Source organism: Pelagibacterium mangrovi (assembly GCF_036662815.1).
Classification (GTDB): domain Bacteria; phylum Pseudomonadota; class Alphaproteobacteria; order Rhizobiales; family Devosiaceae; genus Pelagibacterium; species Pelagibacterium mangrovi.
Map to the genome: position 1 here is coordinate 325,210 of NZ_JBAFXA010000005.1, position 23,161 is coordinate 348,370.

Sequence of the window (23,161 nt, forward strand, 5' to 3'; positions counted from 1 at the left end):
CGCGAGATGTGGCGAAAAACCCTCTCCAGTGCAAGAGGCGTTCTGGCGCGGCTCGCGGTTCGGAAGCGGGCTAACTAGGCCGACCGGGCCATCGCCGCGGCCTCCGAGTCGATCTTCAGGCGCGCCCAGACCGGCAGATGATCGGACCCCTTGCGCGCGGTTTCCGAGGTGTGAACGCCCGACGCCGTCACCTCGATATCCATCGTGGTGATGATCCGGTCGAAATTGAGAACAGGCCGCGAGGAATGAAAACTCGGACCCGGCGCGATCACCCGATGGTTTTCCGCGAAGTGGGAAAGACATCCCCCTTCGGTCGTCCACTGGTTCAGATCGCCCATGATCACCGTGGGCAGCGTCTCGTCGAGCACGTCGAGCTGGTTGAGCACCGATTGCGCCTGTCGGCGGCGCCAGAGATCGACCAGCCCCAGGTGCAGCCCGATAACCCGCATCCGCTCCTGCCCGATCTGCAGATCGGCCAGCACCGCGCCACGCGGCTCGAGCGCGGGCAACGTCAGCGTCATGGTATCCAGCACGGTGATCCCGCGCTTATGGAGAATGGTATTGCCATGCCAGCCCAGGCTTTCGGAGCGTACCCCAAAGCTTATCGCTTCATAATCGGTGCGCTCCAGGATCAAATCCTGCGACAGCGACGCCGTGCGGCTGCCGAACCGTCGATCGACCTCTTGAAGCGCCACCACATCGGCGTTCACTTCGTTGAGGATATCGAGAATACGGCCGGGATCGCGCCGCCAATCGGTGCCGACGCTCTTGCGGATATTGTAGGACGCAACAGAGATCATGGAACCATCATTGTCCGAGGATGTGGCAGGTCAATGAAGGTCGGCCCACGTTGGTTGCTATAAAAGCGTTGCGATCTGGGCCTCAATAAGATCGATGGCCCGCGCGAGTTTTTGATCGATGATTCCCAGGTCCTGTGTCCAATCCGAAATCCCCGTCAACTCGCTCGCTCCGTCCGATATACCCCGTAGCACGATCAGCGGAACCCCAAAACTTTGGCATGCGCGCAGCACGGCAAACGATTCCATATCCACCATATCGGCATCGATAGCGCCATAGGCCGCTCCCGAAACGACATTGCCCCCGGTCGAGAGCCGCACCGAAGGCACCCCTTTTATCTGCCTATCCAGTACGATCTCCGCATCGAGATCGAGCAATGGCGTCACCCCGCGCGGAAAGCCCAGCGCGCTCGCGTCCATGTCCCGGTAGGAAACCGATGAGGCTTGATAGACTCCCACGTGCTCCAGCACAGCCGAACCCGCCGATCCGAGCGAGTCCACAAGATCGGGAAGGCTCCCCCTGCCCTGCGCCTCGGCAAGGGCGCGCGTAACCGAAACGGCCGCCTCCACGGGCCCGATTCCCGTCATCAACGGCGTAATTCGGGCCTTGAGGCTGGGGCCGTATTCGGCGTCAGCCGCCATGACATAGAGTATGCTGGTCATAAAAACTCGCCCGGTTGCAATCCTTGCAAGACCACCAGAACCAAGCCATTCGCGCAAGTCGGCTTGTCCATTGTGATGCCTCCGGCAAAACCGCCACGCCGTAATCAATTGTTGCGGTTGCCGACCGGGCTCTGCGATTGCACAATACAATTCGACCCGCCGTGAGGAGTTGGCGGGTCGAACAACCTTTTGGGAGGCATATCCATGAATGCAATTTTCACGCGCCTCGGCGCGACGGCCCTCGTGGGCACCGCACTCGCCGCCGCTCCTGTTGCAGCGCAAGGCCAGGAATTCATCAACGTCCTCACCGGCGGCACCTCGGGCGTTTATTATCCTCTTGGCGTCGCGCTGAGCGAAATCTACGCCGACGGAATCGAGGGTTCCCGCACCCAGGTGCAGGCCACCAAGGCGTCGGTGGAAAACCTCAACCTGCTGGCCCAGGGCCGTGGCGAAATCGCCTTCGCCCTCGGTGATTCGGTCGCCCTTGCCTGGGAAGGCAATGAAGAAGCCGGTTTCCCCGGCCCGCTGGAAGGTCTGCGGGCCATCGGCGCCATCTATCCCAACTACGTCCAGATCGTCGCCGATGCGCAGTCGGGTATCGTCAGCCTCGAAGACCTGCCCGGCAAGTCCATGTCGGTCGGCGCTCCTGCTTCAGGCACCGAACTCAACGCCCGTGCCATCTTTGAAGCGGCGGGCCTTTCCTATGATGATCTGGGGCGCCTTGAGTATCTGCCCTATGCGGAATCGGCAGAGCTCATCAAGAACCGCCAGCTCGATTCCACCCTGCAATCGGCCGGCCTTGGCGTCGCCTTCATTCAGGATCTCACCGCCACGCACGAAATCAACATCGTGGCCATTCCCGCCGACGTCGTGGAATCGATCGGCGCCCCCTATGTTCCTGCCGTGATCCCGGCTGAGACCTATAGCGGCCAGACCGACGACGTGCCCACCGCCGCCATCGGCAACATCCTGGTCACCCATGACGGCGTCAGCGAGGAAATGGCCTATGAGATGACCAGGCTGCTGTTCGAGAACCTCGATCGCATGGAAGCCGCCCATAGCGCCGCCGCCTCGATCGATATCGAAGCTGCCGTCGAAGGTCTCCCGATCCCGCTCCACCCCGGGGCCGAGCGCTACTATCGCGAACAGGGCATCATCGAATAACAACCATATCCGCGCGACCCGCAAGAACCATGCAGCGGGTCGCGCGACCGCTCTTTTGGGGAGGAAAGAGAACATGTCGCAGACCGGTGAAGTCCGTGCGGACGAATTCATCCAGCAGCCCAACGACCCGGAAGAAGCGATCGAGGGACTGCCGCCGGGATTCGGCACCGGATTTTCCGGCACCGCCGCCTATACCATCGCCATCGTTTTCGCCCTGTTCCAGCTCTGGACCGCCGCCTATGGCACGCTGCCCAGCCAGGTCGTGCGCGCCATGCATGTGGGCTTCCTCCTGCTGCTGGGCTTTGCCCTCATTGGCAACCTCGTCGCCAAAACCCGCATTTCCAAGACCTTCTTCTGGGCGCTCGGCATCGCCGGTTTTCTCACCGGCATCTACAATTGGGTGTTCTATGTCGACATCATCCGCCGCACCGGCTTTCTCACCCCGGCCGATCTCGTTGTCGGCACGACGTTGGTCGTCCTCGTCTTCGAGGCAAGCCGCCGGCTCATGGGATGGCCGCTGGCGCTGATCGCCGGCATTTTCCTCGCCTACTGCTTTTTCGGCCAATACCTGCCGCCCCCGCTCATCCATCGCGGCTACGGGTTCGATCAGATCATCGAGCACATGGGCTTCGGCACCGAAGGCATCTACGGCACCCCGATCTATGTCTCGGCCGCCTATATCTTCATTTTCGTTCTCTTCGCCGCCTTTCTCGAACGCGCCGGCATGCTGGCGCTGTTCAACGATTTCGCCCTGGGGCTCGTTGGCGGCTGGCGCGGCGGCGCGGCACAGGTTTGCGTGCTTTCCTCCGCCCTCATGGGCACCATCTCGGGCTCGGGCGTTGCCAACGTCGTCGCATCCGGCCAGTTCACCATCCCCCTGATGAAGCGTTCAGGCTTCAAATCGCCATTTGCCGGGGGCGTCGAGGCGACCTCATCGATGGGCGGCCAGATCATGCCGCCCGTGATGGGCGCTGTCGCCTTCATCATGGCCGAAACGCTCAACGTGCCCTATGCCGCTGTCGTTCAGGCCGCCATCATCCCGGCAATCCTCTATTTCGGCGTCTGCTTCTGGATGGTATATCTGGAGGCCGGCAAGCTTAACCTTCGGGGGCTGGCCAAGGATTCCCTGCCCAATCCCTGGGCAGCGATCAAATCGCAATGGCCGCTCGTGCTCCCGCTGGGCATGCTGATCTTCCTGCTCTTTGCCGGCTACACGCCGATATTTGCCGGCACCATGGGTCTGGCGCTTATTGCCGTGCTGATCCTGGGCTCTCCCGTCGCAGCGCTGATCGGCCCCTTCGCCTTCCGCGTCGTGTTCTGGATAGCGCTCGGCCTTGCAGCGGCTTCCTTCCTCCGGTTCGGCGTCAATCTGCTGATGATCGTTATCGCCGGTCTGCTTATCGGCTGCGCCCTTTTCAAGGGCGGTCGCGAAACCATCGTCATCTGCCGCGATTCCCTTGCTCAGGGCGCCCGCAACGCCCTGCCCGTCGGCATCGCCTGCGCCGTGGTGGGCATTGTGATCGGAACGCTGACCCTCACCGGCATCGCCTCCACCTTCATCTCGGCGATCATCACAGTGGGCGAGAACAATCTGTTTCTCTCCCTCGTCCTCACCATGCTCACCTGCCTCGTCCTGGGCATGGGCATCCCCACCATTCCCAACTACATCATCACCTCCTCGCTCGCCGGTCCGGCGTTGCTGGAACTTGGCGTGCCACTTCTGGTCAGCCACATGTTCGTCTTCTATTTCGGCATCATGGCCGACCTGACCCCGCCGGTGGCCCTTGCCTGTTTCGCCGCCGCGCCCATGGCCAAGACATCCGGGTTCAAGATTTCGATCCAGGCGGTCAAGCTCGCCGCAGCCGGCTTCGTCATCCCGTTCATGGCCGTTTACACCCCCTCCCTGATGCTTCAGGACGGCGGCTGGATCGCGGCAAACTTCGGCTATCCGGTGGAGGTCGCCTATATCGTCCTCAAGGCCTGCTTCGGCATTGGACTCTGGGGCGTGGCGCTGGTCGGGTTCCTGTTGGTCAAGGCCGGGATGGTCGAACGCATCCTGTTCTTTGCCGCCGGCCTGCTGTTGATCCTCGCACTACCGTTCACCGACGAAATCGGCCTCGTCCTGGGGATCGCCCTGATCGGCTATCAAATCTGGCGCGCCAGAACCCTGCGTCGCAAGGAACAAATTGCATGATGCTCTGCATCGCCGCGAGCGGGAAGATCATCGCGCTCGCGGCAACCGCCTTCAGCCTTTCCTGGACCCATTCGGTGGAAAGAACACTCTGGCAGGAACAGTGGGTCGTCACCGACGGCAGGCTACAAGTGGTTGAAGGCACCGTGCAGGGCTCGGGCGCCGGCATCTACCTTCCGGAAAACGCAAAGCGAACCGAACAGGGCTGGGCTTACACACCTGCCCTCGCGCCGCTGGCGTCGCTCTCGCTCGCAGCATCGGGCACGACGCCCTCCAACTGGACCCTATGCACCGGCTCACAATGCCTCGAACTCGGCCCCGACGCGGAAGGCTCCATCACGCTTTGGGCAGGCACCCAATGCTCCGAGCCACCGGACACTTTCGAATAGTTTTGATGGGACCAAAAAAAGTTGAGTCGATTTGATCCCAGAAAACCAGGCATCGGCCAAAAACGCTGAGTCCCATCGACCACATTTTGTGAGTCGAATATCAGAAGAAACCGGGAATTGTGAGTCGATATGCAGCCATCGACCATGTTTTGTGAATCGATTTTGAGGTCAGCGGCTCCACAATAGTCGGAGGCAAAAAAAGCCGGCAGATCCTTCGATCTGCCGGCGAAAACCGCACGCGCGAAGCCACCGCGGTGAAGCGGCATCTCAATTGCTGATCTAGAAGCGAGATTTTAACGGTGGACCGCGCATTGTTGCCGTTCGAGGACCAACTCCACCCGATGGGCTGTTATGACGGACGGGGTTCCGGCAATTGCCATCCACCGGTCCCGATTTCCATCGCGCTCGGAGATCGACTTTAACTGCGGGATTTGAGTGCGGCGGGACGCGCCACTGCCGATATGGAATCCGATTGAAAGGCGACGAACGGCATTGTGACGAACCCTGAATCACCACAGCGCCAATGGACAAGTCCTGGTGATGGTCCGCAACGTCTTCCGAAGGCTCTGGTGCGAAATCTTCGTGGTCGAGACCCGTGGCAGGCACCTTCTCCAGATCCATCACCATCTGGACAGCCTCCGTCGCAGTTGCAGATCGAGTCGCTCTGGGCCTTCTGCGCTTTCTTGACCTCACAAGGCCATCGATCTCGGCCAACGTTTCTGCCTGGTTGATTTCGCCATCAAGGAAGAGATCGCCTTGCGCCCGCGCATCGAGCTCGGCACGCGCAGCATTTTTGCGTTCTTCCAGATCGGCCGTCCCAGTTGTTTTCGGGGTCGTGTTCACGCAGCATCCTCCCTTGTGCGGAGTTGGGCGCAGAGGGCGACGACCTGCCTTCTGTCGTAGACAAGTCCCCGGTTTTTTCGAAGTTCAAATTGTGGCTCGACGCCAAGGGTGGCCAGGCGGGTCCTCACCCACCGGTAGCCGACACCCATCATTCTCGAGATCTCGGCAGTCGTGATGTAGGCCTCAGCGACCGCCAGCACATCGCGACGATAAATGGTGCAGACCCCAGACCCGTGGGAGGGAATGATGCCTTCGTTGACCATCGCGATGGTCGTCGCGACAGTTATGCCGAGCAGATCGGCCGCTTCGGCACGCGTCACTGTCGGCTCGATCGGGATCGGGGGACGATACCCACAATCCAAAACACGCGTGATCGCTTCGAAGGAGGGCGCGGCCAATCGAATCAGAGTGGCTTCCAGTCGGCCCTTCACGGCGAACACCTTAAGGCGATCGTCTAGAATAGCCTGAACAACGGGCACCCAAGGCTTCTCGCCGGCCGGCAAGCGATACATCGCCTTCGTCAAGCGGATGTGAAATTCTCCTTTGTCGCGGGGAACGATCCTGGCCTCGATGTCGCCAATCAGCTTATCGACGGAGGAACGGCGATATTGGTGCTTGCCCGTGACCGTAGCCAGAACGGGTCCGGTCACCTTCTCGATCAGGCCTGCCGCGGCAAGTTGTGAAACCGACCCATTGGGGATGCCGAGGCGCAACCCGACACTGGATGAACTCTCCAGATCTTCGCGCAGTGCGACCAGGGACGCGATCTCCTCCGACACCAGAAGGACCGGTCCCTTCGACGTTCCTGAAGATCTGTATCGGGTCACCTCGGGAAACCGGAGGAGCTTGGTGAAGACGCGGCGATCCAGCCCGTGTCGTTCCGCAGCCTCCTGTATCGTGATGAGGTCCGAGCGGCCACGATGTTCCGCCCGGCGCACTTGAACGACTGACGACGTGAGCTCCATGTTGCGCTCGACGGCACCGCGGACGAGGGCGCGCGCAGGCTCGGAGAGCGTGCGATCCACAGTCAGGGCGTAGACTTGGCCGAGTTCGGACTTGATGCCGTAGAACCCTGCACGGTCGGGCGCTGTGGCGCGCGCCTTCTCGCACAGGCCATCGAATCCCTTCGGCCAGTTCAGAAGAATGCGGCCGGCCTCTGCAACCCTCTCCGGGGTGAACACCCGTGCGTAGTCCTGTCTCGTCTTGGGTTTTGCAGGCGATGTCACGGCGCGCCGAGGATCCTGTTCAATGATTCCCGTGATCGCCATGGCGAGTTCGAACACCTCGCCCCTCGACAAGCCGGAAAGGTCATTGTCGAGCTGGGGCGAGAAGCTGGAACGAACGTCGGGATCAGGATCGACAAGCCCGGTAACAAAGTCCAGCGCCTCTATGTCCTCGAGTTCAACGATGGGCTGGGGAAAGTCTCGAAGATCGACCGTAGGCTGTGCGAATCCCAGATCGTCGGGAGAGGAGCACCAGTCGCAGAAGCAGATTCCCTGGGTGCGTGAAAAGCCGAGTCCGCGATGGCACACCGGACACGCCGAGATCAATGCCTCCTTCGTCTGCGGATCAAACGAGAATGGCTTCAGCTGCCACATCGCCCGCACATAGGGTTTCATCGCCATCGCCCGGGGCGACACACGCCGGATCTGGGCTTCGCGGTGTCTGTTACGAATCGTCGTTCCAAAGAAACCGCAGTTCCCGAGGTCATCAACGAGGTGCCGCGATTGCAAGACCGACGGCGCCCTCGTGCGCATCAGCACCGCCAGGCGTTCGGCTTCGTTATCGTCGAGTTCCGTTACCTTGCTTCCGGGATGGTGGCTCTTCACATCCACCATCTGCAACAGTTCAAAACAGTGTTGGCGCCCATTGGCTTCGGCAGCGCGCGCCACTGCCCCAGGGAGATGCTCATCGGGATAGATGTCGGTAGCGATGATCAAGCGTCTCATACCAGCGTGGCTCCGGGATTGTTGTTGAACGGGTTGTGCGCAGATTCACCGCGGGCGACGATAACGATGTCGACGGCCATGCTTAGATGATCGCGGGAAATGGTCGTCGATCCACTCGTCAATGCGAGAATGGTGGCTTTTTCGACGATGCGACAAACAAGGCCGAGCCGTCCCCCTGATGCAGCATAGAGTGCACTGGGAACATCGTCGTGAACCAGGGGCGGCTCTTCCGTCAGCAGCCCCGTTTGCTTCAGTTTCAGAGCAAGACGACCGCAGAAGGCGAAGAACTCCATGCGCTCGCTTTCGACTGCCCAGCGAAGGGTTTCGAACCGAATTTCGTCGAGAACCCGGCCCTTGAATTGGGTAGACGCGAACAGAAGCTGGCGCGATTGCAGGATACCGCAGAACACAATAGGGACCGACCCGCGGATCATCATGACTTTGAGCGTGTCGGCGACGGTCTGGTCCTGCTGATGGTCATAAACGATCTCATCGGAATTCTGCTTGTAGCGGATGCGACGGTGGGCAAGATGCTGCACTTCGTCGATGACCAGCAGCTCTGTTCCGGCCGACTTGAGAAGCTTGTGAACCCGACGCCACAACGTTTGCTTGGTTCCCCGGTCCGGCTCGTCATCTTCCAAGGCGGTAAGAATGTCCACGGCGAGACTTTTCGGGGTCGCCTGCGCCGACAGCGTCACGTGGACGACCTTTTTCTGTTCCCGCACGAGATCCTCCACGTCCATGACGCTAAGGGCCGGATCTTCAGCCAACAATGCAGGAACGATTTTTTGCCGAACGTAGCTGCGAATCGTATGGCTCTTGCCCGAATGGGAAGGAGCGAAAATGCACAGGCCGCGGGTCGGAGAGTTTGACTCCCTGTTCTTGGCAAATGCCAGCCTGACGGCATCGAACTGGTCATGCGCCTTCTCGAGAGCGCCGTGCTGGATGTAGAGAGATTCGAACGTATTCCAGACCGTTGCGGTGATTACAGCAGTCGTGGACGGGGCGATGTTTTTGGCCATGAATGTTAGTCCTCATCGGTTTGTGCAAGATGTCGAAGGAACGATGCCGGGTCATCGAGTGCGAAGGCGCTGGGCTCCATCACCGTAACCTCGGTATCTGGTGGCTGAGTTCCGGACAGGAGTGCATCCCGCGTCCGCGCTCCTTGCGTTCCCTTGGACGTCTTTTTTCTCTTCTGCCTGCTCCGGTCTGGTCCCGCAGGCGGGATGCGGTCGTCGGTGCGATGCACGGCGGCAGTGTCGTGTGCTATGTTGACAGCGCCGGTGGGATTGGCAGGGATTGCCACTTCCTTGACTCGGTCGCCCGGAACCAGGCTCGGAGCCTTGTCGATCAACGCGGCCCGCTTGCGCGCTGCCCGGAACCCTTGATGGGGCAATTCCGAGCGGACCATGGCGTTGAACGCGGCTCGCGCAGCAATCATTTCGTCCTCACTGTGGAACGCGAGATTCTCCTCGGCGGCGAACCTTTCGACCTCTTTCAGGACTTTCCAGCTGATGCCGTGACTGTATCTGCTCCGGACGTTGGGCATCCGAATGGACTTCTTGGCTTCGAAATCCCAAACCATCACATAACTCGCATCAACGCGATCGCGGGTCGCATAGACGTCCATCGAGCCGGCGCGTGCAAAATCCTTTGTGCGGTTTCCCTTTCGCGCGAATCTCAGAAGGCGGTTCAGCAGATCCGAGGTGATGGAGGGATCATGAAAACGTTGACCATCGATGGCGACGCCCTGCGGCGTAAGCGTGCAACGCACACCCTCACCCAGAAGGCCATCAAACACCGTCACATCATCAACCGTTCGCCTGCCGTGGGCTTGAAGCCCCTTCGCCCAAGCCAACGCCGGTGCACATCCGATCTCCTCGTTGGGCTCGAGATGCCGGACGTGGACGAAATGGTGCCACATCAAATATTCCATCTGACGGATGGTGTGTGCGGCTTTGGTGCTGTTATCGATCCTGAACTTGGACCGAAGCTGGGGTGTCAATGGGATGCCACCCTTCATGCGATGCCAGACGTGCTCATTGAGATCATCAAACGCCTGCTCGACAACTGCCTTGAACTGCGGGCAGCGAACCGGGGCCCAAATCACACTGATACCCGCTGCCTCGCACGTGGCCTGAAAGCTCATACCCGCGAACTCCCACCCGTTATCGACCACAATCGTCCTCGGCTTGCCCCAACCGTCACACGCCCCTTTGACAGCGCCGAATTCCTCCACGAGCCAGTCTTTCACCCGCACAACCTGCTTGAGGCAGGCCATTACGGAATACAGCGACGGAGGTTCGTAAGAGAGAAAAGCCGCAAGACGCATTCGGGTCTTGAGATCGACGGCAAGTGTCAGAGTCGGCTTCTCGACGAGCAGAATATTGCCGCCTTCATCTTCAACGAGGGCCCAACAGTCTACGACAGTGTGGTCGAAGACCACGTATTCGAGCGGACGCGTTGCCTCGATGGACCTGCCCCGGCCGAGGTAGCGGGCATCGGCTGCCGGCTGCCCATAACGGTCCCGCCAGCGATACCAGCTCTCCGCAAGATTAATCCATTGCCGCGTTGTCTCCTTGGCCGGTTTGCGCAAGGAAGGCGGAATAGCCAGGCCCTCACCCTTGAGACGGGCGATCTCATTGAGTATCGCGTTGTAGAAGTCGTTGCGGACTTCGTGATGGGGCTTTCTGTCCGGGTGCCAGAACGCCTCGATCATCTTCTGGGCTTCGCTGATGACGAAGGGATGCCAGCGACGCAACTTTTCGTGCTTGCCGTAGTCGTAAAAGAAGGCGGACAAAGGCCGCGACTGGAATTCGCCGCATTGGTCGATGGCGCGCAAAAGCGTGGGCGCGGAAGGTGTCCACCTGATACCCGCCCGTTTCGCGTCGGCCCGTTTCGAACTAATGAAACGATCGACACCAACGTGCCCGCGGGTCGTCAGAGGGGCCAAATCTGCCTCAACGACGAACCAGCGGAGGTCGCGAGCCTTCTGGAAGATTCGGATTTGCTTGAGCCGACGGGCCTGTTCGGTTGTGGTGATCCCCGGCTCCTCGGGATCGAGGAGATTGGTCGGATTGACGTCGCCGAGTTCCAATGGAGACTTCTTGGTTCGCACCTTGTTGGGGACGCGTGCCGCGCGCCCGTCCGAACGCATGGTTTTGAACAGCGGCACGGCAATCTTGATATCCGGCCCGTCGTCCCCCTGAAAAACCAACAGACCCTTCATATCCATACGGAGGAAGCGAAGGGCACGCTTTTCGTCAGGGCTTGTTTTGACCCAATAGAGATCATCCTTTCGAAGGTCGAAATCGAGCTTCGGGAGTGTCATTGCATCGAATGTCATTTGCGCATGACTCCGAACAAATCCTGGCCTGCCGGAACCAGATGAACCGCTGTATGCTCAGCCAATCCTTCTTCAAGGCCGAGAGAAATCATACGCCGAACATGAAGGGCGGCGGCCTTTGCCATGCCAAGGGGTCGTCCCCCCAATTCGGTAATCAACTGGCCGAGGTCGACACCGCTTCCGGTGCATTCACGCGCTACTCGAACGTCCTCAGCCGTAATGGAAGTATCGTGATCAAGACAGATCTCATGCACCGCCCTCTCGATCTTGGGCACTGCGAGATCTCGCGACGTGAGAACCTCAGCAAATTGCCAGCCGAGCCTCTCATATACTTCCCGCGCCAACCCGAGCTTGGCACGATAGAGATCATCCTGGGCCCGTCGATCCTTGTCAGTCTTGATCTCGACCAACAGAACGGCATCGCGGCCCAAAGTCATGTCTGGATGCCAATCGGCGACAGCCTCCGCGAACGGGACGCCGCGCTTCAGCATATCGGCAAAACCTTCATCGACTTCGATGCGGGCGTCGGGGAAATAGACCCACCGGTCGATGTCGCCGATGATCTGCATTTCGAGGCGATGAGGTTGGGCGAGGTAACTGCGAACAGGAGACGCAACTTCGCACAAGCGCATGAAGCTGCGCTCGCCGCGCATGCTTTCCCACGGTGCAGCGCGAAACGCGGACTTGATCATATATTCGCGTCCGGTCGGCTTGTTGTGCAGCCCGTTGATGATCGTGCGCACTGGTCCGCCATCGAGCGAAACGAAGATGTGTGCGAAGATGAGTTCGCGATCGAGCTCAAGCTGCCGGCGAATGTCGAGGCGTTCGCGTGCACGCGGCTGCCGTGCGACGGCTTCCGGGACGAACTCGCCCGGCGGAGCAGCCATCTCGGCCCAAGCCGCATCAGAACGCTCCAGGCTCGCCATCGTCATGCTGCACCCCCGGGTCCAGAACAGCAGCAGGCGTCCAGATCGGCAAGGGGCACAATGCGGTCCGCGTCAAGGAGCGCCTCATACTCGTCGTCGGAAAACGAAACGACCTCTCCCGACGCCTCCACCATGAAGTGCCAAGACTGATCATCGCAGTTCAGTAGGTAGGCGATCCACTCCGTGCCGCAGTCATCGAAAAGCATGACAGGTGGGGAACTTAAGTGCACATCGAGAACGTCGCCGGCATCGCGAGCGACCTGGAATTGATGCGCCGCAATATGGACCAACCTGCCCGCCCCGTCGCGGAAGAAGATGTGTTCCCCACTCGCGTAGCTGAAGCTCAGGATAGCGGGATCGATACCGCTACGAACGAGATAGGTGCCTTCGAGGGCATTGTGGTCAGAACGGTGGTCGAAGCGACCGAGGCTCTCTCTTGAGATAACGCTGGACATGGCAGTCCTTCCAGCGCCCGAGGGTTGACATGTGCGCACGTGTACGCAATGCTCCTCGGGCACTTGGTTGTGTCTTTGCGCTTCGATTTCGACGTCTTGGGCGCAAAGACGGTTGATGCTGATAAAGAGGCGCTCAGGATTTCCTGGGCGCTTTCTTTTATGGGGTAGCTTGCACTTGGCGCTCCCTATCCCCTTTACCTTTCCTTTCCTATTGACCCGCAATGTGTCGCCGAAGGGCAGCTGCGAATCTCTATGTCATGATTTTCCGAATCAGTCGGGATTGAAAGCCCTAAGTGACGGGTGGCGACCAACTTTTTGCCATCCGGCCTTTGAATTGGTGGAGTCAAAAGAGTCCACTATCGGCATTTCCTAATGTTTTACATTAACTAATCGACGGCGCTTGTTGTTGCGGGTAAAATCGACGCGCGCATCGATTCTGGCGGGGTTGGATCGCCGCAGTCCAATTCCCTTGAGCATGAATTTTCCAGAAGAAAGGGAGCATGTCTCGATGAGGAAAAGTGACGCATGCAGAAGCGCGTGCGATCACGTCATCGTGAGTGCAAAAAAACATTTCTCTCTTGGGGAGGGATATCGATAACCGCTCGTTCCCTCCGAATCGATGTCTCTAAAGCGGTGATCGATTCGCATCGGGAGGTGACTGGCAGGTTCAGTGCCGACAAGTCAGATTGCCTCTTATGCCTGAATTGGACCGGAAAGTCAATTAGAATGTCGAAAAACGACACTTAAGACTGACGTCGACCAAGCCTGATTGGAGCAACGCCGCGTTCACCTGCCCACCATTCGCAGGCCCGCTCCTTTCGGTGACGATTGGCCGCCGGTTGAGACCCGACCACACGTCTGAATCTTTTCCATGCGTTGAGGCCGACGAGCCGAACGTAATCGTATGGCCATAAATCACGATCCCGGTTGTCGCCAATCACCTTTGTCCCCATCCCACCACTAAACGGCCCAAAGATAAAAAGGCCCGCAGCGTGGTGCTACGGACCCTGATGTTGGTTCTATGATGGAGCCTCCATCATTCGGTTGCCGAACGTTACATCATGGAGTCGCCGGCGGTGAACGGCTGAACATACGGAGCGTCTTCCGTGTTGAGCGCCGGGGTGTCGACATCGGTCATTCCGTCACCGAACGAATATTTCCCGTCTCCGTCAGTATCATAATGCAGCATGACGATGTAGTCGGCGCCATCTTCAAGCGGATACTCCGTAGTAATCTCTACGCTGTCCGTCGTTCCGCCTTCCACATATGCATGACCGATCGAGGCCGGCACCACGGGTTGACCATCGAGAACCTCGTGAATGACCACGAAACCTGGTTCATCGATGAGGACCGAGGGTATAGTCACCGTATCGCCATCGACCTGAATGCCGTCCGTTGCAATATTGAGATGATCGGCCAGTGCAGGACCCGCCATCAATGCACTCGAACCAAGCGCCAACGCGACCATCGATTGTTTCAGCATGGTGTTCTTCTCCTTGATGAATTCAAGATGACCCGAACAGGGCCACGGAGAGAAACAAATGTCTCCGCTGGGAGAAGCTACGTTTCCCCGACCGAAAAGTTTCAATCTGGCAATCAGGAAACGCAAGGTACATCGGTGTTCGTCAACGTGGGGAAGAGAACCCCACTCCCCCTGCTGAACTCACAAGCTGGGGAAGATCACCCGTTTGGCCGATCCTCGTTCAGGGCGCGGGCCGCAGCGCCGTCGACGCGGAAATCGTCGAGTTATCCTTGATGAAGTCGTGAACCATGCCGCCGCCCGGCCGTTTACATTTCAACAGGGGGTGCGAACCTATGAGTAAAAGTGCCGAAAAAGCTGTACTCTATCGGATGGTGATGGACGACCATATCTGTCCGTTCGGCCTCAAATCGAGACATCTGCTGAAGTCCGAAGGTTACGAGGTTGAGGACAACTGGCTGACAACTCGGGAGCAAACCGACGCTTTCAAGCGAGAGCATCAGGTCGATACCACCCCGCAAACCTTTCTTGGTGGCAGGCGCGTCGGCGGTTACGACGACCTCAAAAGGCACTTTGGCAAAGGCAAAAATGAAGGCGAGACAAGCTACACGCCGGTAGTCGCGGTCTTTGCCATGGCTGCAGCAATGGCGTTGGCCGCGACCTGGGCAGCATTCGGCACCGTTGTGACCATTCGGTCCGTGGAGTGGTTCATCGCCATCTCCATGTGCATCCTCGCGGTCCTCAAGCTCCGTGACATCTCATCGTTTTCAAACACGTTCCTCGGATACGATCTCGTAGCGCAACGCTACGTCCCTTACGCCTACTTCTATCCTTTCGGGGAAGCGCTCGCCGGCGTTCTGATGATCGCAGGCGCTCTGCTCTGGATCGCGATCCCCGTCGCCCTCGTCATCGGCACCATTGGTGCCATTTCAGTATTCAAAGCCGTCTATATCGATAAGCGCGATCTCAAATGCGCTTGCGTCGGCGGAAACAGCAACGTCCCCCTGGGCTTCGTGTCCCTGACTGAGAACGTGATGATGGTCGCCATGGCGCTGTGGATGATGAGGATGCTATGACCCTTGTGCGCTTCCGCAGGGCCATATCGCTGGGCTTTCTCTTGATGGTCTTGACGGCCCTGCCCGCGATTGGGGCAGTTTGCCAAAGCGAACACACATTCCTTCTCGCCCCCACGCAAGATGCAGAGTCGCTCGGTCAAAATACGCCAGGTGAACTAAGCCAGGCTCATCACGCCGGGTCCGGCAACGCCTTCGATCTCCATTGCGCCACCTCCGCTGTGCTGCCCGCCGGTATTAACATAAATACCGACGAAAAGCAGACATTGGTCGATCATTGGGCTTTCCCAGCGCCACCAGCTAACAATGCAGGCATTGATCCACCTCCGCCCAGATGAACCGGACCTAAGCAGGTCCGCAAATCATTTGGATTCATTTCGATCGGAGAAGTTTCATGAAAATGTATTGGCGCTTTGCCGCCATGATCGCCACGTCGACGCTGGTCATGTTCGGCCTGATGTATCTCAACACCTACGCTTTCGAGCACGTATTCTGGAGTGAAACCCGCGCCTGGATGGCGCTGGTCATGGGTGCCACCATGGCCGTCATCATGCTGGCGTACATGCTCTCGATGTACAACAACACTAAGCTCAACATCGCCATTTTCGCTGGTTCAATCGTCGTGTTTTCGGGTGCGCTCTGGTTAGTGCGTAGTCAAGTCAGCGTTGACGACAGCGAATACATGCAGGCAATGATCCCACATCACTCAATTGCCATCATGACCTCTGAACGCTCCCAGATTACCGATCCGCGCGTCCGCAAGCTCGCCGACGAAATCATCGAGGCCCAGGAGCGGGAAATTTCAGAAATGAAGTTTCTCATCGGTGACCTTGCGGATCGCGACGATAGTGGTGCGCCTGACGATGCAATCGATCCCGCGCTCGGCGACGAGCCCGCAGAATTCATGACGGCAGGAGCCGCACTGGAGGGTGCGCAGATCGCCGGTCTGGATCCGGCGACGCTCGATGATGCCCAGATCGAAGAGGGTCTGGATGGAGATCGTCGCTGCGTGTTTCGCTACACCAGCGAGGGAAACCCTGTTTTCGCTTTTAACCCGGGCGCTGACGGGGAAGATGCTGCCCTCATCAAAGTCAACGGAGCATTGGTTCGCTTGGCGCTGGCCAGCAATTCCGAGGGAGCCCTTGGGTATGAAGCGGGCGACATTCGGATCAGCCTGACGTCGGAGCAACAGGCACAGGGCTGGGATGCTGATCAGAATGAAGCCACCATGGTGTTCGAAATCGGATCCGAACTCCGCGTAGGCTATGGCGGCTACGTCGCCTGTTCTGCTTAAGGGTAGAGGAAGGGCCGGCAAGCCAGCGCGCCCTTCCTCGTCTGCCGCGTGCATTGATAGCCGACACCGCTTTGCCTCGGCCGCGCAACCCATCTCCGACGGGCTCGTCCGAGTAAGATCTGTCTATCGCGCCATGTCGAGCCGCCGTAGCAACTGAGCGTTGATCGCAACGATGACCGTGCTGGCAGACATTAGCACCGCCCCCACCGCGGGCGCCAGGACGATACCGGCCCAATAGAGCACCCCGGCAGCGAGCGGGATCGCAACAATATTGTATCCGGCGGCCCACCACAGGTTCTGGATCATCTTGCGATAGGTCGCGCGGCTGAGGGTTACGATGCGGGCAATGTCCCGGGGATCGGAACGCACTAGCACCACGTCGCCTGCTTCGACAGCAACATCGGTTCCCGCACCTATGGCCACACCTACATCGGCGGTGACGAGAGCGGGAGCGTCGTTGACGCCATCACCTACCATGGCGACGCGCTTGCCCCGAGCCTGCAGTTCCTTGATCTTGTCCGATTTCTGATCGGGCAACACGCCGGAAAAGACTGTATCTATCCCAAGCTCTCGACCCACAGATCGCGCAACGGCCTCTGAGTCCCCCGTCAGGATGACGACCTCGATACCCATCGACTGTAGCTTGGCTACTGCCTCCCTAGACTCCGGGCGTACCTGATCGGCGATCGCAAAAACGGCCAAAACGTTCTCGCCCTCCAAAAGATAGATCGCGGCCTGCCCGTTGTCACCAAAGCGACGGCTTGCGTTCTCCATGTCATTGTCGAGCTCGACATTGCGTTCCCGCAACAACGCCGGCCCCCCAACGGACAAGCGGCGTGCCTCGACAACAGCCTCGACGCCCTTGCCAGCTGCCGCCTCGAAACTCGACGACCGCGGGAGCGCGAGACCTTTGTCTTCTGCGCTCTTGAGCAATGCCTGTGCGATTGGGTGTTCGGAGTCCCGTTCGACTGCTGCTGCGAGCGACAATACCGTATCCGGATCATTTTCCTTCGCGGCGACAATCTCGACCACCCGGTGGGAACCAAGCGTCAATGTTCCGGTCTTGTCGAATACGACCGTGTCGAGATTTCGCGCTTCCTCAAGACCGCGACGGTCCCGAATGAGCAAACCATTGCGGGCACCCAGGGTGGTTGAAATGGCCGTGACCAGTGGAACGGCGAGCCCTAGGGCGTGAGGACAGGCGATGACGAGCACGGTCACCACCCGGGTAACCGTAAAATCGATCTCGGCACCGAGCAGCGACCATGCGGCAAGGGTCGCGACACCGGCAACGATGGCAACGACGGTGAGCAGAAAGGCGGCCCGGTCGGCCAGCGCCTGGGCGCGCGAGCGGGATGATTGTGCTTGAGAAACCAGCCTCATGATGCCGGCCAAGGCCGTCTCCTGACCTGTTTGAAGCACGCGCACTCGAAGGGAGCCCTGCCCGTTCACGGTGCCGCCGAGCACTTCGGATCCATCTGTCTTGTCGACCAGTTGAGATTCCCCGGTAATCATGGATTCGTTGACAGCGCTTTTGCCCGACATGACGACGCCATCGGCAGGAATCGAGGCCCCTGGTCGCACAAGAACGACGTCATCCGTCCTGAGGCCCGACACGGGCACCTCTTCGGTTCTATCTCCTTCAATTACCCGTACAGCCAAATCGGGCAATAATTTCGCCAGTTCGTTGAGTGCGCCTTGCGCCTGGGAAATCGAGCGCATCTCGATCCAGTGTCCCAGCAGCATGATGGTCACCAACGTGGCCAGCTCCCACCACAGCGGGTGACCGTCGAACCCGAGCAAGACGGCAACGCTGTAGACAAACGCAACGGAGATGGCCAGCGAGATCAGCGTCATCATCCCCGGGAGCCGCGCCTTGAGCTCACCTATTGCACTGTTCAGAAACACCCACCCCCCGTAGATGAAGACAATTGTCCCAAAGAAAGCGGGGATGAATGCGGACCCTGGAAACTGTGGCGCCGTATACCCGAACCATTCCTGGATCATCGGCTCCCAAAACACCGTCGGAACTGTTAGAGCCAGTGAGAGCCAGAATTTGTCACGAAACATTGCCACCGAATGCCCCGCATGCTTGTCGCGTCCCGTGGTGCCTTCGGTCTCGGCAGTGCCATGGGCATGACGGTGTTGTTGATGCTGATCCATTCCAATCCCTCTTCGCTCTTGCAACAGCACTACATGTTTTCAGCCACGAGCACTGACCGCGGGTGAGACAACCTAACGGTATCGTGCTCCTTCCAATGCTGGGAAGGTCAAGTCCTATTCGCGTCAATCCTTTGTTGATGCCGCCAGTGTTAGGTGGCGAAACCAAGGGAGGTTTCCGGTGTTCTTTGCCCTTTCGCAAATTCTCGACTTCTTTCTCACGCCGTCCAACGTTCTGTTGCTGGCCCTTCTGGCGACGCTGGCGTTTTGGGTCATGAAGATCCGGAAACTGGCTGCCGCACTCGGGATCGTTTCGATTTTGGGTTTGGCCCTTGCGGCTTGGTCACCTCTTGGCCCGTTCGCGTTGGGCGTATTGGAAAACAGATTTCCCAGGACAGCACTGCCCGAAGATGTTGCGGGCATCATCATGCTCGGTGGTGCTGTCGACACGCACATTTCTTTCGACCGGGACACAATCGTTCTTAATGAAGCCGGCGAGCGCATTGTTGAGACACGCATGCTCGCAGCGCGTTATCCCGAGGCCGAGATTTTTCTTTCAGGCGGCGGCGGACATCTTTCAAATGATGGCAGCCTCACTGAGTCCGAGCTGGCGCGACGCGCCCTAGTGGATGCTGGTGTTGCCGCCGAACGCCTTGCCCTGGAAGAACTGTCCCGCAACACCTGCGAAAACGCTCGAGAAACGGCGGCCGCTCTTGGTGAGCGGGCGGAAGGCACCTGGATCCTGGTGACATCGGCCAGTCACATGCCCCGCGCCGTTGCTTGCTTCAGGAACACGGATCTTTCGGTCCTGCCCTATCCGGTCGACTATCGGACCGGATCTGCTGGCTCGTATTGGCCAGGAACAGCATCGAGCGGCCTGGCGGCGACTGATCTGGCGGCCCATGAATGGATCGGTCTTTTGGGTTATCGCCTGGCAGGGTTCACTGACGAGATTTTTCCATCGCCGCGGGATTGAGACTGAGCCTTGCATGGTTGCAGCATCGGTTCACATTCCAGAACCACCTGGCTGCGTATCGTAGTTCTGCGTCCAACTCTCATCTCCAGCATCCACTGCTGGTCGATCAAAGAGATCGCGTGCAAGACTTCGGCGTTTACGATGGATTGCTTCGCGCAACGCGTCGGCAGACTGTATGACACCCATATTCTCCAGCGCCGATAAGAAGGCGAAGGTGTGAACGAGGTGGGCTTGTGGACCGAAATCTTTGGTCGGCACTTTGCCGTCCTCGTAGAGGATCAATATCTGATCCTCCCGAGACAAAGTGTGTCGGACGTGATCGGAAAATTCCCTGATGGAGTTTTCACCGGCGTCGGTCGTCAGCCGGATGCGACGCTGAACATCCGGTGGCAAAGCCTGATACATGAGCCCATACGTTGTTTCGATGGACTGGATGCGATTGCCCGCCTTTGAGAACCACCGATCCAGTGCTGGCTTGTCCGGAGCACCTTCACCACCACGCTCAAGTTCGTACCGAACCATATCGGTGACCACGATTGCACAGTCGAAGCGATCAAGAAGATCCAGTCGGTCAATCAGCCCCAAACTGATTAGGGGCCCTGCGTCGGGAAGGACCAGCCTAAGCATCGTTGTCCCTTAGAAGATAAGGGGCCAAAAGTTTCGCCGCGCCGATTGCTTCCCTTTGAATGCGATTTTCGTCGGTGCCCGGAAGGGGAAGACCGGCATCCGCCAAGGCGACAGCAAGGTCTCGATACCCGCCCAGGCCAAGTCGCGTGGCAGCCTCATCAGACCCGATGTGGCCACGAGAGTAAGCTTGGAGAATCTGATGAGGCGAAAAGAGAGGCGTGCGCTTCCTCTCGTCTCTCTTGGCAATATCGTTTGTCGAGACGAGGTCACCATACAATTGTGCAGAAACGATCACTACGCTTTCGCGTCCATATCGAGTTACGAAGACCGGCTCGTTCAAGGCACGATCGTGCCACTCTCCGAAGTTCTTCGCGATCTCGGCTGCCGGAACTTTTTGCATGACGCCTTCCTCTCCCACGGGGATTATACGTAAGTTACGGAAAACATCAAGAAGGTCGCCAAAAATTCATGCACGCCCTAAGATGACTAAAATTGCGGATAGATTGGTCGACATCGCCATGCTTTCCGGCGCACAACCCTAAAAATGAAAAATTCCACCATGGCTCCAATAGCGGTCATAACCGCATCGGTGAGTATTCTCTTGGCCATTCTTGCGGTCTCCATCGCGACCGGCGGAACCCTCTCGCATGCCGTCGAGAATTCGACCGAAGGTCGGCAGCTGTATCTCGACAATTGCGCTGCTTGTCACGGTGAAACGCTCGAGGGCCAGCCCCAATGGCGCGAGCGTCTGCCTAACGGTCGCATGCCGGCTCCTCCCCATGATGAGACAGGTCACACCTGGCATCACAGCGACGAGCAACTTTTTCGCATCACTCATGATGGCGTGGCAGCAATTGTTGGTGGAAATTATGAAAGCGACATGCCGGCGTTCGGGGACCTGCTCACTGACGACGAGATCGAGGCAATTCTCGACTACATCAAAAGCACTTGGCCAGAACGCGCACGCGCTTACCAAGAACAAATGTCCGAGCAAAACTGATAGTCAGAAGGCAGTTATCCCGGTTTCGCGGAAACCAAAACTCCTGCCTCAAAGCGAGGCTTGCGTTTCAACCTTTGTTTGGCCAATTCAGGTTTGGCGAAATCCTCGATGATGGGACAGTCTGGGCGACCGTCTCCATGACAGTGGGAGGCGAGATGCTTTAGCGTCTCGCTCATTTGCTGCAGGGCCCTGGCTTTTTCCTCCAGTATTTCTACATGGGCCAATGCGATCGCTTTGACATCCGCGCTGGCCCGTTCGCGATCCCGCCACAGCGCCAGAAGTTCGCGCATGTCGTCCACCGAAAACCCCAAATCCCGCGCCCTGCTGATGAACCGCAATGTGTGGACGTCCTGATCATCGTAGATGCGATACCCTGCATCTGTTCGGTGCACCGGCGCTATGAGCCCTATGGATTCATAGTAGCGGATCATTTTTGCCGATACGCCTGAAGCTTTGGCTGCCTGTCCGATATTCATTGTGCGGGCTCCAGATTCATCTGGGAAAGTTGCTGAGGTACGGAATGAGGATTGATGGGCCGAGGCGAAAACCGCCTCAGCCGCAGGGCGTTCCCCAGCACAAACACGCTCGAAAGGGCCATGGCCCCCGCAGCGAGGGCCGGCGAGAGCAGAATTCCCCAAACGGGATAGAGCAAACCGGCTGCCACCGGGATCAAGACAGTGTTGTATGCAAATGCCCAAAAGAGGTTTTGCTTGATATTGCGGATGGTCGCCTTGCTCAAGGCGATGGCGTCGCCGACGGCGGTGAGGTCGCCCGACATCAAAACCACATCGGCACTTTCGATCGCGATGTCCGTTCCCGTTCCCACGGCAATGCCGACATCGGCTTCGGCAAGCGCGGGCGCATCATTGATACCATCGCCCACAAAGGCGAGGTGGCGGCCTGCCCCGCGAAGCGCTTTGATGGCGTCGACCTTACCGCTCGGCAGCACCTCGGCGACTACCTCGTCGATACCGAGTTGTTTGGCTACAGCCTGGGCGGTTTTTTCGTTATCGCCTGTGATCATCGCCACCTTAAGCCCAAGGGCGTGAAGGCGCTCGATCGCTGTGCGTGACGTGGGCTTGATAGGATCGGCCACCGAAATGATGGCGGCCAGCCGTCCATCAATTGCTGCATAGAGTGGCGACTTTCCCATTTCGGCAAATTCAACCGCCTGGTTTGCAAATGAATCGACCTCAATTCCGCTGCGTCTCAAAGCACGATCGGCCCCAACCAGCACTTTGCGCCCATCCACGTCACCGGTGACGCCAAAACCCGGATCGGCCAGAAAATCATCGGCGGCCAAAAGGTCCACAGACCTGGCATGCGCACCGCGAACGATCGCCTCGGCTATCGGGTGTTCGGAGTGCTGCTCGAGGCTTGCCACGAGCCTGAGAACGTCATCTTCCTCGAACCCAGGAGCGACGATCAGATCGGTCAACTCGGGCTGGCCCAATGTCAAAGTTCCGGTCTTGTCGAGCGCGACGACTTCGGCCGATCGCAGCGTTTGCAGCGCGTCGCCCTTGCGGAACAGGATGCCTAGCTCGGCCGCCCGCCCGGTGCCAACCATAATGGATGTGGGCGTCGCCAGCCCCATGGCACATGGACATGCAATGATGAGCACGGCGACGGCGTTGACCAGCGCAAAGCTCAGCTGTGGAGAGGGGCCGAACATCAGCCAGACCAGAAATGTTAAAGCGGCCAAACCGATGACGATTGGCACAAAGACCCCGGTAACCCGGTCGACCAACGCCTGGATCGGCAGCTTTGCCCCTTGTGTCCGCCGTCAGCACCCATGGCACAGGTTTGAGGTTGTAAGTTAAGGAGGTTT

Annotated in this window: 19 protein-coding genes and 1 pseudogene; 7 read left to right on the forward strand and 13 right to left on the reverse strand. The window is 58.7% G+C overall.

What is annotated here, in order from left to right; genetic code table 11:
• Positions 1-74: 74 nt before the first annotated feature.
• Together V4T21_RS11120 and V4T21_RS11125 are read right to left on the reverse strand one after the other, a co-directional pair.
• A complete protein-coding gene (locus V4T21_RS11120; protein WP_332716534.1) occupies positions 75-800 on the reverse strand; it encodes an endonuclease/exonuclease/phosphatase family protein in 726 nt (241 codons plus the stop codon).
• A gap of 57 nt (positions 801-857) precedes the next feature.
• Complete coding sequence (locus V4T21_RS11125; RefSeq protein ID WP_332716536.1) at positions 858-1,460, reverse strand: 5'-methylthioadenosine/S-adenosylhomocysteine nucleosidase; 603 nt, start codon at positions 1,458-1,460, stop codon at positions 858-860.
• A 204-nt stretch (positions 1,461-1,664) separates the two neighbouring features.
• Between V4T21_RS11125 and V4T21_RS11130 the strand changes: the two genes are divergently transcribed.
• From V4T21_RS11130 to V4T21_RS11140, 3 genes are all read left to right on the forward strand, one after another.
• Entirely contained in the window at positions 1,665-2,624 is a 960-nt protein-coding gene (locus V4T21_RS11130; RefSeq protein ID WP_332716538.1) for a TAXI family TRAP transporter solute-binding subunit, read from the forward strand.
• 73 nt (positions 2,625-2,697) lie between these two features.
• Positions 2,698-4,818 (forward strand): TRAP transporter permease, encoded by a 2,121-nt coding sequence (locus V4T21_RS11135; protein ID WP_332716540.1) that lies wholly within the window; start codon positions 2,698-2,700, stop codon positions 4,816-4,818.
• Positions 4,815-5,204, forward strand: coding sequence for a DUF1850 domain-containing protein (locus V4T21_RS11140; protein WP_332716543.1), 390 nt, complete (start codon positions 4,815-4,817; stop codon positions 5,202-5,204). Before V4T21_RS11135 ends, V4T21_RS11140 begins: the two co-directional genes overlap by 4 nt.
• 839 nt (positions 5,205-6,043) lie before the next feature.
• Here the strand turns inward: V4T21_RS11140 and V4T21_RS11145 are convergent.
• From V4T21_RS11145 to V4T21_RS11170, 6 genes are all read right to left on the reverse strand, one after another.
• Positions 6,044-7,996 (reverse strand): hypothetical protein, encoded by a 1,953-nt coding sequence (locus V4T21_RS11145; protein ID WP_332716546.1) that lies wholly within the window; start codon positions 7,994-7,996, stop codon positions 6,044-6,046.
• Positions 7,993-9,018, reverse strand: a complete 1,026-nt coding sequence (locus V4T21_RS11150) for an AAA family ATPase (RefSeq protein WP_332716549.1) — start codon at positions 9,016-9,018, stop codon at positions 7,993-7,995. The genes V4T21_RS11145 and V4T21_RS11150 overlap by 4 nt, the downstream gene beginning before the upstream one ends.
• A gap of 5 nt (positions 9,019-9,023) precedes the next feature.
• Positions 9,024-11,342: an integrase catalytic domain-containing protein gene (locus tag V4T21_RS11155; protein ID WP_332716551.1), complete on the reverse strand. Its 2,319-nt coding sequence runs from the start codon at positions 11,340-11,342 to the stop codon at positions 9,024-9,026.
• Positions 11,339-12,274: a hypothetical protein gene (locus V4T21_RS11160; protein WP_332716553.1), complete on the reverse strand. Its 936-nt coding sequence runs from the start codon at positions 12,272-12,274 to the stop codon at positions 11,339-11,341. Before V4T21_RS11160 ends, V4T21_RS11155 begins: the two co-directional genes overlap by 4 nt.
• Positions 12,271-12,723 carry a hypothetical protein gene (locus V4T21_RS11165; protein ID WP_332716555.1) on the reverse strand — a complete coding sequence of 151 codons (453 nt, stop codon included), beginning with the start codon at positions 12,721-12,723 and terminating at the stop codon, positions 12,271-12,273. The genes V4T21_RS11160 and V4T21_RS11165 overlap by 4 nt, the downstream gene beginning before the upstream one ends.
• Positions 12,724-13,777: 1,054 nt before the next feature.
• A complete protein-coding gene (locus V4T21_RS11170) occupies positions 13,778-14,206 on the reverse strand; it encodes a DUF7282 domain-containing protein (protein WP_332716557.1) in 429 nt (142 codons plus the stop codon).
• A gap of 332 nt (positions 14,207-14,538) precedes the next feature.
• Between V4T21_RS11170 and V4T21_RS11175 the strand changes: the two genes are divergently transcribed.
• On the forward strand, positions 14,539-15,279 hold the full coding sequence (locus tag V4T21_RS11175; protein WP_332716559.1) for a MauE/DoxX family redox-associated membrane protein: 741 nt from the start codon (positions 14,539-14,541) through the stop codon (positions 15,277-15,279).
• A gap of 391 nt (positions 15,280-15,670) precedes the next feature.
• Positions 15,671-16,570, forward strand: coding sequence for a DUF305 domain-containing protein (locus tag V4T21_RS11180; RefSeq protein ID WP_332716561.1), 900 nt, complete (start codon positions 15,671-15,673; stop codon positions 16,568-16,570).
• A gap of 123 nt (positions 16,571-16,693) precedes the next feature.
• On the opposite strand, the gene V4T21_RS11185 is transcribed toward V4T21_RS11180, so the two are convergent.
• Complete coding sequence (locus tag V4T21_RS11185; RefSeq protein ID WP_332716564.1) at positions 16,694-18,733, reverse strand: heavy metal translocating P-type ATPase; 2,040 nt, start codon at positions 18,731-18,733, stop codon at positions 16,694-16,696.
• A gap of 178 nt (positions 18,734-18,911) precedes the next feature.
• Here V4T21_RS11185 and V4T21_RS11190 point away from each other — a divergent pair, with 178 nt between their 5' ends.
• Positions 18,912-19,706: a YdcF family protein gene (locus V4T21_RS11190; RefSeq protein WP_332716567.1), complete on the forward strand. Its 795-nt coding sequence runs from the start codon at positions 18,912-18,914 to the stop codon at positions 19,704-19,706.
• A gap of 30 nt (positions 19,707-19,736) precedes the next feature.
• On the opposite strand, the gene V4T21_RS11195 is transcribed toward V4T21_RS11190, so the two are convergent.
• Positions 19,737-20,333, reverse strand: coding sequence for a PIN domain-containing protein (locus V4T21_RS11195; RefSeq protein ID WP_502256932.1), 597 nt, complete (start codon positions 20,331-20,333; stop codon positions 19,737-19,739).
• Complete coding sequence (locus V4T21_RS11200; RefSeq protein WP_332716572.1) at positions 20,326-20,733, reverse strand: hypothetical protein; 408 nt, start codon at positions 20,731-20,733, stop codon at positions 20,326-20,328. Before V4T21_RS11200 ends, V4T21_RS11195 begins: the two co-directional genes overlap by 8 nt.
• A gap of 144 nt (positions 20,734-20,877) precedes the next feature.
• Between V4T21_RS11200 and V4T21_RS11205 the strand changes: the two genes are divergently transcribed.
• A complete protein-coding gene (locus tag V4T21_RS11205) occupies positions 20,878-21,333 on the forward strand; it encodes a c-type cytochrome (protein WP_332716575.1) in 456 nt (151 codons plus the stop codon).
• A 14-nt stretch (positions 21,334-21,347) separates the two neighbouring features.
• Here V4T21_RS11205 and cueR read toward each other — a convergent pair whose 3' ends face one another.
• The gene (gene cueR, locus V4T21_RS11210; RefSeq protein WP_090599157.1) at positions 21,348-21,809 is read right to left on the reverse strand and encodes a Cu(I)-responsive transcriptional regulator; all 462 of its coding nucleotides are present in this window, start codon (positions 21,807-21,809) and stop codon (positions 21,348-21,350) included.
• Positions 21,806-23,107, reverse strand: a pseudogene (locus tag V4T21_RS11215) (heavy metal translocating P-type ATPase); the annotation flags it as partial. The pseudogene V4T21_RS11215 and the gene cueR, both read right to left, overlap by 4 nt.
• Positions 23,108-23,161 lie beyond the last annotated feature (54 nt).